This window comes from Streptomyces sp. NPDC005574 (genome assembly GCF_040605435.1).
In the GTDB taxonomy this organism is placed as follows: Bacteria; Actinomycetota; Actinomycetes; order Streptomycetales; family Streptomycetaceae; genus Streptomyces.
Genome location: NZ_JBEXCW010000086.1, coordinates 1 through 12,405 on the forward strand (window position 1 = coordinate 1; position 12,405 = coordinate 12,405).

Genomic DNA, 12,405 nt, shown 5'->3' on the forward strand with positions numbered 1-12,405 from the left:
TGGTGGACGGCGGCATGTCGGCGCGGCCGGGATGGTGAGGCTTTCGTCCGGCACCACCACCGCGGCCGGAGCCGGAGCCGGAGCCGTGGCCGGCGCCGGGGCTTCGGCAAAGCCGGTGGCGAGCGCCACCTCGGGGGGCGGCTCCCGCGGCGCGGGGGTCGCGCTGGCGATCGCCGGCGGGCTGCTGGTGCTGCTCGCGGCGGGCGCGTTCCTGGTCAACCGCCGTTGGCCGTTGCCGGATCTGGTACGACGTCGCCGCTGACCTCGGGGGCGAGTTCGACCTCCTTGCTCTGCGTCGCCGTCCAGGAGGCGCAGAACAGCACGAGTTTCGACGTGAAGTTGATCCACAGCAGCAGGGCGACGGGAACGCCGAACGCGCCGTACATGCTCTTCGCGGCCACGCCCTGCATGTAGCCGCTCAGCAGCAGTTTCAGCAGCTCGAAACCGACCGCGCCGATCAGCGCGGCCACCATCAGGCGGCGCCGGTGCGGTTCGACGCCGGGCAGCAGGGTCAGGACGTACAGGAGCAGCAGGAAGTCGGCGAGCACGGCGACCAGGAACGCGGCGGTGCGCAGCAGGACCCCGCCCCAGCCGCCCTCGTCCACGCCGAGCTGCCGGATGATCCAGCCGACCAGCGCGGAGGCGACGGTGGAGGTGGCGAGGGTGACCAGCACGGCGCCGCCGAGCCCGACGAGGATGCCCAGGTCCTTGACCTTGCGCAGGATCGGGTTCTCCTCCTCGTCGGGCAGCTCCCACACGGCCCGCAGGCACTCGCGCGTCGAGCCGGCCCAGCCGATGCCGGTGAACAGCAGGACGGCGCCCGCGATGAGGCCGATGGCGCCGGCGTTGGCGACCAGTCCCTCGATGTTCAGCTGGTCGGCGATCCCGGGCACCTGCTCGGCGATCTTGTCCTGGAGGTCGTTCTGCTGCTCGGTGCTGAGGGTGGCGGCGCCGATCGCGGCGGCGACGGTGAGCAGCGGGAACAGCGCGACGAAGCTGGTGAAGGTCATGGCGGCGGCGAGCCGGGTCCAGTGCACCCGGTCCAGCCGCTCGTAGGAGCGCCACGCGTGCGTGCGGGTCAGCCGGGTCAGCAGCGGCCCGACGACCGGGAGCTTTTTCAGCCAGTCCATGATCCGACCCTGCCCTCGCTAGTCCATGATCCCACTCTGCCCCCTCGGCGGAAGACCCATGTACGGGTGCCCCAGAAGCGCAGGACCGTGGCCAGCGCCATGCCGATTCCCGAACCGGACACGGTGTCGGCCCGCTGGGAGGTGAGACCGAGGCCGTAGTGGCTCACGGCGAGGCAGAGCAGCTGGACGAGGGCGCCGGCGGCGTTCACCGCCAGGAAGACGGCGTAGGAGCGCAGTCCCGTGGGCCGCAGGTGCCGGTAGGTGCCGAAGGCGTTGCCCGCGTACGCCACCGAGCAGCCGGCGACGAACGAGAGGGACTTCGCGGTCAGCGGGGGAAGCCCGGCGGGGCCGCGCAGGCAGGTGAACAGGGCCAGGTCGGCGCCGTAGGCGAGGAGGCCGGCGGCGGCGAAGCCGAGCAGCTCGCGCCGGGTCACCAGTTCGCCACGGCCAGGCCGTACATCGCGAGCCAGACCAGGCCGATCAGGGCGAGCGCGCGGTCGCCGAGGACGACCTCCTCGGGTTCGCCGGCCGTGCCCCGGTCCGCGAAGACGGCGTAGCGGAGGATCGCGAGGATGAAGGCGATCACGGACAGCTGGCGCCAGGGCAGCACGCCGGTGTGCGGCACCCCGCCCTCCTCCAGGGCCCACAGGCAGTAGCCGAGGACGGCGACGCCCGCCGCCAGCTGCCACACGAAGCGCAGGTAGCCGGTGGTGTACTCGGTGAGCAACGCGCGGGTGGCGCCCGCCTTCCCGGCCATCTGCACGGCTTCGGAGTAGCGCTTGGCCGCCACCATGAACAGCGCGCCGAAGCCGGTGGTGATCAGGAACCAGCGGGAGAGGGGGATGCCGAGGGCGAGCCCGCCGACGACGGCCCGCATCACGAACCCGGTGGTGACGACCACGAGATCGACCACCAGGACGTGCTTGAGGCTGACGCAGTACGCCAGTTGCATGCCCAGGTACGCCGTCAGCAGCGCCGCGACCACCGGGGACACCAGCCAGGCGGCGGCGGCCGGCGCGAGGACGGCGAGGGTGCCCCCGGCGGCGTAGGCGACGGGCACCGGGACCTGCCCGGCGGCGACCGGGCGGTGCCGTTTGGTGGGGTGGGCGCGGTCGGCCTCGGCGTCGCGGGCGTCGTTGACCAGGTACACGGCGGCGGCGCAGGCGGTGAAGAGGACGAACACGAGCGGGAGCCGGGTGGCGGCCTGGGCGGAGAAGAGCCGGCCGGCGGCAGCGGGGGCGGCGACGACCAGGACGTTCTTGACCCACTGCTTGGGCCGCGCGGTTCTGAGGAGACCGCGCGGGAGGGAGCCCCCGCGGAGCGGCGGCGGACTCCTGCGGGCCCCACGCTGTCCATGGAGCGCCGCGTGCGCGGTGTCGGTGACGGGGGCGGTCTCAGTCACGCGGGCCCCCGGTCGCCCAGCGCGCGCCGAGACGCGCCGTGAGGGCCCCGAGGGCGGCGCCGGCGGCCACGTCGGAGGGGTAGTGGACACCGGCCACCAGGCGGGACACGCACATGGCGGCGGCGAGCGGCGGGATGACCCGCACGCCCAGCGGCCCGAAGGCGACGGCGGCCGCCGCGGCGGAGGCGGCGTGCGAACTCGGGAAGGAGTGCCGGCCGGCGGTGCGCACGAGGGGCTCGACGTGCGTGGGGCGTGGCCGGCGGACCACCCGCTTCACGCCCATGCTGACGACGTGCGCGCCCGCGGTGAGTGCCGCGCCCCGCAGCCACACGCCCCGCCGTCGCCGGTCCACGGCGGCTCCCGCGAGGCCCGCCGCCAGCCAGAGAGCGCCGTGTTCACCGGCCCGGGACAGGGCCCGCGCGGCGCCGGCGACGCGTGGGTCGCCGGCGCGGGCACGCAGTACGGAGAGGATGCGGTGATCCACACCCCGGAGGCCGCGTCGGTCCATGTCGTCGAGGTCGTCGAGGTCGTGCATGTCGTCGAGGTCGTCCAGGTGGTCCAGGTCGTCCATGGAGACTCACTGTTCACGTCAACACGGCCGGAACTCCGGCAATATTGAGCGACATCCCATTAATCACCCATTTCGGGGAGGCAGGTGATGTTTAAGAACTAATCGTCCACATAAGGGCGATACGGTCACCCGCATGTCTGCCGACACCGTTTCCGTCACGGGATGGGGCCGCACCGCTCCCACCACCGCCCGTCTGATCCGCCCGCGGACCTACGAGGAGGCCGTGGCCGCCGTCCGGGACTGCGGCGCCCGCGGGGGCATCCCCAGAGGGCTGGGACGGGCGTACGGGGACGCGGCGCAGAACGCGGGCGGCGCGGTGTTCGACATGACGGGACTGGACCGCGTCCACGCGATCGACGCCGACGGCGGGACCGTGCTGTGCGACGCCGGGGTGTCCCTGCACCGCCTCATGGAAGTGCTGCTGCCGCTCGGCTGGTTCGTGCCGGTGACGCCCGGCACCCGCTATGTCACGGTCGGCGGCGCGATCGGCGCGGACATCCACGGCAAGAACCACCACGTGTCGGGCTCCTTCAGCCGGCACGTCCTGTCCCTGGAACTGCTCACCGCCGACGGCACGGTCCGCACGGTGAGCCGCGGCACCCCCCTGTTCGACGCCACCACCGGCGGCATGGGCCTGACCGGCGTGATCCTCACGGCGACGGTCCAGCTCCAGCCGGTGGAGACCTCCCTGATGTCGGTCGACACCGAACGCGCGCGGGACCTCGACGACCTGCTGGCGCGACTGACGGCGACCGACCACCGCTACCGCTACTCGGTCGCGTGGATCGACCTGCTCGCGCGCGGCGCGGCGACGGGCCGCGCGGTCCTCACCCGCGGCGAGCACGCGCCGCTGGACGCGCTGTCCGCCCGCGCGCGCAGAGACCCGCTGTCCTTCCGCCCCGGCCGGCTGCCGGCGCCGCCCGCCCTCCTGCCCGAGGGGCTGCTCGGCCGGGCCACGGTGGGCTGCTTCAACGAGCTCTGGTACCGCCGGGCGCCCCGCGCGCGCAGCGGCGAACTCCAGCGCCTCTCCACGTTCTTCCACCCCCTGGACGGGGTGCCGCACTGGAACCGGATCTACGGCCGAAGCGGCTTCGTGCAGTACCAGTTCGCCGTCGGACACGGCCACGAGGAGACCCTGCGCGCGGTCGTGCGGCGCCTGTCGCGGCGCCGGTGCCCGTCCTTCCTCGCCGTCCTCAAGCGCTTCGGTGACGCCGACCCGGGCTGGCTCTCCTTCCCCCTGCCCGGCTGGACGCTCGCGCTGGACATCCCGGCCGGGCTGCCCGGTCTCGGCGTCCTGCTCGACGAACTCGACGAGGAGGTGGCCGCCGCCGGCGGGCGCGTCTACCTCGCCAAGGACTCCCGACTGCGCCCCGAACTGCTCGCCGGCATGTACCCCCGGCTGGCCGAATTCCGCGCCCTGCGCGCGGAGCTGGACCCGCACGCGGTGTTCACCTCCGACCTGTCCCGCCGCCTCGGGGTCTAGGGCCGGTCCCGAGAGTCCCGCCCGGGCCGGCGGCAACCGCCGGGCACCCCACCCCTTAGGAGCTGTCGTGAAGGACGCCTTCGGCATTCCCCAGTCCCTGCTCGTCCTCGGCGGTACGTCGGAGATCGCGCTGGCCACCGCCCGCCGGCTGATCGCCCGCCGTACCCGCACGGTGTGGCTGGCGGGCCGCCCGTCCCCCGCCCTGGAGGCGGCCGCCGCCCAACTGCGCGCGCTGGGGCCCGACGTGCACACCGTCGCCTTCGACGCGCTCGATCCCGCGTCCCACGAGGCGGTGCTCGGGAAGGTCTTCGCGGACGGCGACGTCGACATGGTGCTGCTCGCCTTCGGCATCCTCGGCGACCAGGCGCGGGACGAGCGCGAGCCGGTGGCGGCGGTGCGCGTCGCCCAGACCAACTACACGGGCGCGGTGTCGGCTGGCCTGGTCAGCGCCGGCGCGCTCCAGACCCAGGGCCACGGCTCGCTGGTCATCCTCTCCTCCGTCGCCGGCGAGCGGGCCCGCCGCTCCAACTTCATCTACGGCTCCAGCAAGGCCGGCCTGGACGCCTTCGCCCAGGGCCTGGGCGACGCCCTGCACGGCACGGGCGCGCACGTCATGGTCGTACGGCCCGGCTTCGTGCGCTCCAGGATGACCGCGGGGCGGGAGGAGACACCGCTGGCGACCACGCCCGAAGCGGTCGCCGCGGCCGTGGAACTGGGGCTGCGGCGGCGGTCGGAGACGGTATGGGTGCCCGGTGCGCTACGCGTGGTGATGTCGGCGCTACGGCATCTGCCGCGGTCGGTGTTCCGGCGGCTGCCGGTCTGACCGCCGGGGCGGCGGGCGGGTCAGCGGGTGGGGATCGAGCCGCGCTCGACGTGTCCCGCCTGCGGCGGCACCACCGGGCCCTTGAAGGGGTACTCGCGCAGCTGGCGCCAGACGCCGTCGGCGCCCTGCTCGTAGAGCGCGAAGCCGGTGCACGGCCACTGGGCCTCGTAGTCGGCGAGTTCCTCGAAGGCGCGGTCCATCGCGGCCTCCTCGATGCCGTGCACCACCGTGACGTGCGGGTGGTACGGGAACTGCAGTTCGCGTGCCACCGGCCCCGAGGCGGCACGGACCTGCTGCTGCAGGCGGGTGCAGGACTCGGTGCCGCGGACGAGCCGCAGGTAGACGACCGGTGACAGCGGCCGGAAGGTGTCCGTGCCGGACAGCCGCATGGGGAACGGCCGGCCGGCCGCGGCGACCTTCCTGAGGTGCGCCTCGACGGCCGGCAGCTCACCGTCGTCGACCTCGGTCGGCGGCAGCAGGGTGACGTGCGTGGGGATGCCGTGAGCCGCGGGGTCACCGAAGCTCGCGCGCAGCTGCTGGATCAGGCTGCCGTGAGGCTCCGGGACCGCGATCGACACGCCGATCGTTACGGTCCCCACTTCGTCTCCTGTCGTCGTGTCTGTTTTGTTCTCAGCCGTCCGGCTATCGACTGTACGGCCATGACCGGGTTGTGGGCAGGCGCAGTCGTAGTGATGTGCAGCGCTCTGCCCGGTGGTGCGGATGCGCCGTGGCGCTCAGTGCTTGGCGGGCAGGAAGCCCACCCGGTCGTACGCCTGGGAGAGGGTCTCCGCGGCGACGGCGCGGGCCTTCTCCGCGCCCTTGGCCAGGATCGAGTCCAGCGTCTCGGGGTCGTCGAGGTACTGCTGGGTGCGCTCCCGGAACGGCGTCACGAAATCGACCATGACCTCGGCGAGGTCCGTCTTGAGCGCACCGTAGCCCTTGCCCTCGTACTTCTCCTCCAGTTCCGTGATACCCGCCCCGGTGAGGGTCGAATAGATGGAGAGGAGATTGCTGACGCCGGGCTTGGCCGCCCGGTCGAAGCGGATCACCGTGTCCGTGTCGGTGACCGCGCTCTTCACCTTCTTCGCCGTGGCCTTCGGGTCGTCGAGGAGGTTGATGAGGCCCTTCGGCGTGGAGGCCGACTTGCTCATCTTGATCGACGGGTCCTGGAGGTCGTAGATCTTCGCCGTCTCCTTCAGGATGTACGGCTCCGGGACGGTGAACGTCTCGCCGAAGCGGCCGTTGAAGCGCTCGGCGAGGTCGCGGGTGAGCTCGATGTGCTGGCGCTGGTCCTCGCCGACGGGGACCTCGTTGGCCTGGTACAGCAGGATGTCCGCGACCTGGAGGACCGGGTAGGTGAACAGGCCGACCGAGGCGCGGTCGGCGCCCTGCCGGGCGGACTTGTCCTTGAACTGCGTCATGCGGGACGCCTCGCCGAAGCCGGTGAGGCAGTTCATCACCCAGGCGAGCTGGGCGTGCTCGGGGACGTGGCTCTGCACGAAGAGCGTGCAGCGCTCCGGGTCGAGGCCCGCCGCGAGGAGCTGGGCCGCGGCCAGACGCGTGTTCGCGCGCAGCTCCGCCGGGTCCTGCGGAATCGTGATCGCGTGCAGGTCGACGACCATGTAGAACGCGTCGTGGGACTCCTGCAGGGCCACCCACTGGCGGACGGCGCCGAGGTAGTTGCCGAGGTGGAACGAGCCCGCGGTGGGCTGGATTCCGGACAGCACGCGCAAACTACCCAGCGGCGCGGAGCGCCTCGGTCGAGGGGGCTGGGGGGCGACGGGTGGGCGGTCAGAGGCCATGTTCACCATTCTCTCAGGTCGCGGGGTGCGGTCCGGAACCCTGGGCCCCCGGCGGCGCCCGAGGGGTGCCCGGACGTGGGACGGGGCCGCATCGTCGGTCGATGCGGCCCCGGTGGGGCGCGGTACGCGGGCGGCCGGCGGGTCAGCCGAGGTCGATCTCCGGGTAGAGCGGGAAGCCGGCCACGAGGTCGGTGGCGCGGCGGGAGATCTCGTCCGCGGTCTTCGGGTCGAGGACGTGCTGGGCCTTGGACGGGGCGCCCTTGCTCGTCGTACCGGGCTCCGTGGTGGTCAGCACGCGGTCGATGAGACCCGCGACCTCGTCCATCTCGGCGGTGCCCAGACCGCGGGTGGTCAGGGCGGGCGTGCCGATGCGGATGCCGGAGGTGTACCAGGCGCCGTTGGGGTCGGCCGGGATGGCGTTGCGGTTGGTGACGATGCCGGAGTCGAGCAGCGCGGCCTCGGCCTGGCGGCCGGTGAGGCCGTAGGAGGAGGTGACGTCGATGAGGTTCAGGTGGTTGTCGGTGCCGCCGGTGACCAGGCTCGCGCCGCGCTTCATCAGACCCTCGGCGAGGGCACGGGAGTTGTCGACGATGCGCTGGGCGTAGTCCTGGAAGGAGGGCTGCCGGGCCTCGGCGAGGGCGACGGCCTTGGCGGCCATGACGTGCGGGAGCGGGCCGCCGAGGACCATCGGGCAGCCGCGGTCGACCTGGTCCTTGAGGGAGTCGTCGCACAGCACCATGCCGCCGCGCGGGCCGCGCAGCGACTTGTGGGTGGTCGTGGTGACGATCTGGGCGTGCGGGACCGGGTCGAAGTCGCCGGTGAGGACCTTGCCCGCGACCAGGCCCGCGAAGTGCGCCATGTCGACCATGAGGGTCGCGCCCACCTCGTCGGCGATCTCGCGCATGACGCGGAAGTTCACCAGGCGGGGGTAGGCGGAGTAGCCGGCGACGAGGATGAGCGGCTTGAAGTCGCGGGCGGTGGCGCGCAGGGCGTCGTAGTCGATCAGGCCGGTGGCCGGGTCCGTGCCGTAGGAGCGCTGGTCGAACATCTTGCCGGAGATGTTCGGGCGGAAGCCGTGGGTGAGGTGGCCGCCGGCGTCCAGGGACATGCCCAGCATGCGCTGGTTGCCGAACGCCCGGCGCAGCTCGGCCCAGTCGGCGTCGGAGAGGTCGTTGACCTGGCGGACGCGCGCCTTGGCGAGGGCCGGCACCTCCACCCGGTCGGCGAGCACGGACCAGAACGCGACGAGGTTGGCGTCGATGCCGGAGTGCGGCTGGACGTAGGCGTGGCGGGCGCCGAAGAGTTCCCGGGCGTGCTCGGCGGCGAGCGACTCGACGGTGTCGACGTTGCGGCAGCCGGCGTAGAAGCGGCGGCCCACGGTGCCCTCGGCGTACTTGTCGCTGAACCAGTTGCCCATGGCCAGGAGGGTCGCCGGGGAGGCGTAGTTCTCGGAGGCGATCAGCTTCAGCATCTCGCGCTGGTCGTGGACCTCCTGCCCGATGGCGTCGGCGACGCGCGGCTCGACGGCGCGGATCACGTCGAGGGCGGCTCGGAAGGCGGTGGACTCGGTGGAGAGGGGCTGCTGCTCTGACATGTCGGCCTCCGGACGGCGTGGCGTTCAGCGTTCACGGTTCGGCCCAGGCGCACGGCACTCGTTCCCGGGCCGCTCCCCGATGGTCCGTCCCATCCCAGCGCGCCAGTCACGGCCCGCCGGCCAGCCTACCGGGTGGCCCGTACACCGCAGGTGGGCGTCCACCATGCGATAACGGGACGCGGAGCCGCCGCGGAGCCGCGCCCGTGATCCTCTCCCCTACAGTCGCCTCGTGCTCTTTGGAATGGTGTGCGCGCTCGGGGCCGCGGTCTGCTTCGGTACGGCGACGGTGTTGCAGGCGGTCGCCACCCGGGCCGCGGCCGCCCGGGGTGAGAGCGGCGGGGACGCGGCGCTGCTGCTGCGCGCGCTGCGGCAGTGGCGGTATCTGGCCGGGCTCGCGCTGGACGGCGCCGGTTTCGTGCTGCAGATCGCCGCGCTGCGCTCCCTGCCCATCTACGCCGTGGGAGCCGCGCTGGCGTCGAGCCTCGCGGTGACCGCGGTGGTCGCGGCGCGACTGCTCCGGGTCCGGCTGAGCCGGCCGGAGTGGGGTGCGGTGGCGGTGGTGTGCGCGGGGCTCGGGATGCTTGGGCTGGCCTCCGGGACGGAGGGCGACGGGACCGGGCCGAAGGCCCTGGAGTACGCGATGCTCGCCATGGCGGCCGCCGTGCTGGCCCTGGGCGCGGTCGGCGGACGCCTCCCGGAGCGGGGGCGGGCACTGGTCCTCGGGCTGGGCGCCGGCTGCGGGTTCGGGGTGGTGGAGGTGTCGGTCCGGCTCATCGACGACGTGTCGCCCGGCGCGCTGGTCACCGACCCCTCGGTGTACGCGCTGCTGCTGGGCGGGGGCGCCGCGTTCCTGTTGCTCACCTCGGCGCTCCAGCGCGGCTCGGTGACGACGGCCACGGCCGGGATGGTGATCGGGGAGACGATCGGGCCTGCGCTGGTGGGCGTGGTGTGGCTGGGCGACCGTACCCGGGAGGGCCTGGCGTGGCTGGCCGTGCTGGGCTTCGCCGTGGCCGTGCTGGGGGCGCTCGCGCTGGCGCGGTTCGGGGAGTTGCCGGCGGAGGAGCCCGCGGACCCGCCCTTCGTCAGGCCGTCGCCTCCGTGACGCCGTCCCACAGCCGGATCCTCGCCCGGAGTGCGAGGGTCGCCGTCTCGACGGCCTCCTGCCAGCGGGTGTCGTCCGTGCCGCAGAGGTCGGCGACCATCTGCATGGCCATGGGGGTGTTCCTCGCCGTCGACCTCGATGTGGCGGGCCAGGTAGTCGCGGAAGAGCGGGGATCCCTCGGTGCCTTCCTTGCTGACGACCTGGTCGAACATGTCCGGGATGAGGTCCTCGCGGGAGAAGGCGAAGGCGGCCGCCCGGCAGTGCAGCGGCCGGTCGGCGATGATCGAGGAGGTCGTGCGCACGAACTCGGCGGCGGGGGCGGGCACCCGGGCCACACGGAGCGCGGCCGGGCTGGAGGCGGACCCCGAGGACCGTGAACGGCCGGGCAGCCAAGCCCTGTTCGTGCACCGCGAGACCCTCGGCCTGCTCGACGGGATGTCTCCGGGGCTGGCCGCCGCCCCTCTTCCCGCCGGTCGGCGCGCGCGGCATGAACAGCGGGATCGCGGACGCCGCCGCCGCGGCGGAGGCCGTCGCGAGGGGTACGGCGGACGCGGTCGCCGGGTTCGCCGAAGTCCGGCGTGCGGCCGGGCTGTTCAACAGCGCCGCCGCCGGGGCCGCGCTGGAGCATCTGCGGCCGCGGCGGCGGATCGTCCGGGTCGGACAGCGGGCGGCGGCGGCCCTCGCGCCCGTGCTGCCCCGCTGCGGGTCGTGGCTGGAGCACGCCCCGTACGGGCCCCGGAGCGGGGCACCGGCGGCGACCGGGACGTACTGAGGAGGAAGCCGTCCGGTGATGACCCGACCGGCGGTCGCGTGTGCCGGGAAACCGCGCGAACGGCGGGAATCGCGCGCGGTGCGGGAATGGCCGGACGGCATCATGGAAATGCTGCCGGTCGACTGAATTCACTGCCGGCAAAAAGAGCGCCGGGTCGAAAGGGAATCGACCCGGCGCGCTTTCCGCTGCCCGAATGCGGATTCAACTCCGAGCAGGCTGATAAGCGCCCGGAACCATGCGCGTCGCGATCGCGATCCGGTTGTAGGCGTTGATGACGGTGATAGCCCAGATGAGGGCCGCGACCTGGTCCTCGTCGAAGACGGCGGCGGCCTCTGCGTAGACCGCGTCCGGTACGTGACCGTCGTGGACGAGGGTCACCGACTCGGTCAACGCCAGTGCGGCGCGCTCCCGTTCGGTGAAGAAGGGGGTCTCACGCCAGGCGTTCAGGGCGTACAGGCGCTGCTCGGTCTCGCCCTGGGCGCGGGCGTCCTTCGTGTGCATGTCGAGGCAGAACGCGCACCCGTTGACCTGCGAGGCGCGGATCCTGACCAGTTCCAGGATCTCCGGTTCGACCTTGGCGTCCCGCGCCGCGGAGACGGCGGCACCGTGCAGCGACCCCATCGCCGCGGAAACACCGGGGGTTTTCTTCTTCAGGGCCACGCGGGATATGGAATCGCTGTTGTTCATGGGGTGACTCCATCCATGGAAACGACCACCCGAGGCGCGGTCGCCGGAAAAGGCGACGCGGGCCGGACGCGCACGGCGAATATCACGACAGCCATGCCTTCCAGGTCGACGGGTGGCTGTCGACCCACTTCTTCGCCGCCTCCTCCGGTGCCAGTTTCTTGTCGGCGATCAGCAGGGAGACCTCGTTCTGGTCCTCGGTCGTCCAGGTGAACTTCTTGAGGAAGGCCGCCGCCTTGCCGCCGCTCCTCGCGAAGTCCGCGTTGAGGTACTTCTGCAGCGGGGTGTGCGGGTAGGCGCAGGCGACCTTGTCGGGGTCGGCGTCGCAGCCCTCCTTGTACGGCGGCAGCTTCACCTCGGTCATGGGGACCTTCTTGAACAGCCACTGCGGGGCGTACCAGTACGTCAGGAAGGGCTTCTTCTGCTTGGCGAACTGTTTCATCTGGGTGATCTGCGCGGCCTCCGAACCGGCGAACACCACCTGGTAGTTCAGCTTCAGGTTCTTCACCAGCGCCTTGTCGTTGGTGACGTAGGACGGGGAGCCGTCCATCAGCTGGCCCCTGCCGCCGCTCTCCGCGGTGCGGAACTGATCGGCGTACCTGTTCAGGTTCTTCCAGTTCGTGACGTCGGGGTGCCGCTCGGCGAAGTACGTCGGGACGTACCAGCCGATGTGCCCGGTCACCCCGAGCCCGCCGCCGCGCCGGATCGTCTTCTTGTCGTCGACGTACCGCTTCTCCTGGTCGGGGTGGCCCCAGTCCTCCAGGATCGCGTCGACGCGGCCCTGGCTGAGCGCGTCCCAGGCGGGGACCTCGTCGACCTGGACGGTGTCGACGCGGTAGCCGAGCTTGTGCTCCAGGAGGTACTGGGCGACGGCGACGTTGGCCTGCGCGCCCACCCAGGACTGCACGGACAGGGTGAGGGTCTTGGCGCCCCGGGCGTTCGCGAACGGCGAGGCCTGCTTGGTCATGTCGGCGGCGCCGCAGCCGGTGAGCAGCAGCAGGGCGGCTCCGGCGGCCACCGCGGATGTCGTACGGACGCGCAT

At 72.5% G+C, this 12,405-nt stretch carries 12 protein-coding genes and 3 pseudogenes; 5 read left to right on the forward strand and 10 right to left on the reverse strand.

The genetic code is table 11. The features are described from left to right. Nucleotides 1-262: pseudogene (locus tag ABZT03_RS34375) on the forward strand (hypothetical protein); the annotation flags it as partial. On the opposite strand, the gene ABZT03_RS34380 reads toward ABZT03_RS34375, so the two are convergent. Genes ABZT03_RS34380 through ABZT03_RS34395 form a run of 4 tightly spaced genes read right to left on the reverse strand, consistent with a single transcriptional unit; the run spans nucleotide 216 to nucleotide 3,040 of the window. Beyond that, nucleotides 216-1,130, reverse strand: coding sequence for a YihY/virulence factor BrkB family protein (locus ABZT03_RS34380; protein ID WP_356046752.1), 915 nt, complete (start codon nucleotides 1,128-1,130; stop codon nucleotides 216-218). The pseudogene ABZT03_RS34375 and the gene ABZT03_RS34380 sit on opposite strands and share 47 nt — an antisense overlap. After that, entirely contained in the window at nucleotides 1,118-1,564 is a 447-nt protein-coding gene (locus ABZT03_RS34385; RefSeq protein ID WP_356046753.1) for a GtrA family protein, read from the reverse strand. Before ABZT03_RS34385 ends, ABZT03_RS34380 begins: the two co-directional genes overlap by 13 nt. Next, entirely contained in the window at nucleotides 1,561-2,532 is a 972-nt protein-coding gene (locus ABZT03_RS34390; RefSeq protein WP_356046754.1) for a decaprenyl-phosphate phosphoribosyltransferase, read from the reverse strand. Before ABZT03_RS34390 ends, ABZT03_RS34385 begins: the two co-directional genes overlap by 4 nt. Next, on the reverse strand, nucleotides 2,525-3,040 hold the full coding sequence (locus tag ABZT03_RS34395; protein WP_356046790.1) for a phosphatase PAP2 family protein: 516 nt from the start codon (nucleotides 3,038-3,040) through the stop codon (nucleotides 2,525-2,527). The genes ABZT03_RS34390 and ABZT03_RS34395 overlap by 8 nt, the downstream gene beginning before the upstream one ends. Nucleotides 3,041-3,236: 196 nt before the next feature. Between ABZT03_RS34395 and ABZT03_RS34400 the strand changes: the two genes are divergently transcribed. Together ABZT03_RS34400 and ABZT03_RS34405 are read left to right on the forward strand one after the other, a co-directional pair. Then, nucleotides 3,237-4,586: an FAD-binding oxidoreductase gene (locus ABZT03_RS34400; protein WP_356046755.1), complete on the forward strand. Its 1,350-nt coding sequence runs from the start codon at nucleotides 3,237-3,239 to the stop codon at nucleotides 4,584-4,586. A gap of 67 nt (nucleotides 4,587-4,653) precedes the next feature. Continuing rightward, entirely contained in the window at nucleotides 4,654-5,409 is a 756-nt protein-coding gene (locus ABZT03_RS34405; RefSeq protein WP_356046757.1) for a decaprenylphospho-beta-D-erythro-pentofuranosid-2-ulose 2-reductase, read from the forward strand. 20 nt (nucleotides 5,410-5,429) lie between these two features. On the opposite strand, the gene ABZT03_RS34410 is transcribed toward ABZT03_RS34405, so the two are convergent. From ABZT03_RS34410 to ABZT03_RS34420, 3 genes are all read right to left on the reverse strand, one after another. After that, complete coding sequence (locus tag ABZT03_RS34410; protein ID WP_356046759.1) at nucleotides 5,430-6,008, reverse strand: 2'-5' RNA ligase family protein; 579 nt, start codon at nucleotides 6,006-6,008, stop codon at nucleotides 5,430-5,432. A 135-nt stretch (nucleotides 6,009-6,143) separates the two neighbouring features. After that, a complete protein-coding gene (gene trpS, locus ABZT03_RS34415) occupies nucleotides 6,144-7,220 on the reverse strand; it encodes a tryptophan--tRNA ligase (protein WP_356046761.1) in 1,077 nt (358 codons plus the stop codon). A 133-nt stretch (nucleotides 7,221-7,353) separates the two neighbouring features. After that, a complete protein-coding gene (locus ABZT03_RS34420) occupies nucleotides 7,354-8,805 on the reverse strand; it encodes a glycine hydroxymethyltransferase (RefSeq protein ID WP_356046762.1) in 1,452 nt (483 codons plus the stop codon). 241 nt (nucleotides 8,806-9,046) lie between these two features. Here ABZT03_RS34420 and ABZT03_RS34425 point away from each other — a divergent pair, with 241 nt between their 5' ends. Then, nucleotides 9,047-9,907 (forward strand): DMT family transporter, encoded by an 861-nt coding sequence (locus ABZT03_RS34425; RefSeq protein ID WP_356046791.1) that lies wholly within the window; start codon nucleotides 9,047-9,049, stop codon nucleotides 9,905-9,907. Here ABZT03_RS34425 and ABZT03_RS34430 read toward each other — a convergent pair. Further along, a pseudogene (locus ABZT03_RS34430) lies at nucleotides 9,888-10,242 on the reverse strand (DUF3050 domain-containing protein). The gene ABZT03_RS34425 and the pseudogene ABZT03_RS34430 overlap by 20 nt on opposite strands. Nucleotides 10,243-10,367: 125 nt before the next feature. Between ABZT03_RS34430 and ABZT03_RS34435 the strand changes: the two are divergent. Continuing rightward, nucleotides 10,368-10,679 (forward strand): annotated as a pseudogene (locus tag ABZT03_RS34435) (monooxygenase); the annotation flags it as partial. A 201-nt stretch (nucleotides 10,680-10,880) separates the two neighbouring features. On the opposite strand, the gene ABZT03_RS34440 reads toward ABZT03_RS34435, so the two are convergent. Then, nucleotides 10,881-11,366: a carboxymuconolactone decarboxylase family protein gene (locus tag ABZT03_RS34440; protein WP_356046764.1), complete on the reverse strand. Its 486-nt coding sequence runs from the start codon at nucleotides 11,364-11,366 to the stop codon at nucleotides 10,881-10,883. Nucleotides 11,367-11,448: 82 nt separating this feature from the next. Further along, nucleotides 11,449-12,405, reverse strand: a complete 957-nt coding sequence (locus ABZT03_RS34445; protein ID WP_356046766.1) for an ABC transporter substrate-binding protein — start codon at nucleotides 12,403-12,405, stop codon at nucleotides 11,449-11,451.

Coding starts and splice junctions, on each gene's coding strand:
- ABZT03_RS34380 (WP_356046752.1), bottom strand. CDS start 1,130: ATGGACTGGCTGAAAAAGCTCCCGGTCGTCGGGCCGCTGCTGACCCGG.
- ABZT03_RS34395 (WP_356046790.1), bottom strand. CDS start 3,040: ATGGACCGACGCGGCCTCCGGGGTGTGGATCACCGCATCCTCTCCGTA.
- ABZT03_RS34400 (WP_356046755.1), top strand. CDS start 3,237: ATGTCTGCCGACACCGTTTCCGTCACGGGATGGGGCCGCACCGCTCCC.
- trpS (WP_356046761.1), bottom strand. CDS start 7,220: ATGGTGAACATGGCCTCTGACCGCCCACCCGTCGCCCCCCAGCCCCCT.
- ABZT03_RS34420 (WP_356046762.1), bottom strand. CDS start 8,805: ATGTCAGAGCAGCAGCCCCTCTCCACCGAGTCCACCGCCTTCCGAGCC.
- ABZT03_RS34425 (WP_356046791.1), top strand. CDS start 9,047: ATGGTGTGCGCGCTCGGGGCCGCGGTCTGCTTCGGTACGGCGACGGTG.
- ABZT03_RS34440 (WP_356046764.1), bottom strand. CDS start 11,366: ATGAACAACAGCGATTCCATATCCCGCGTGGCCCTGAAGAAGAAAACC.
- ABZT03_RS34445 (WP_356046766.1), bottom strand. CDS start 12,405: ATGCGCGTCCGTACGACATCCGCGGTGGCCGCCGGAGCCGCCCTGCTG.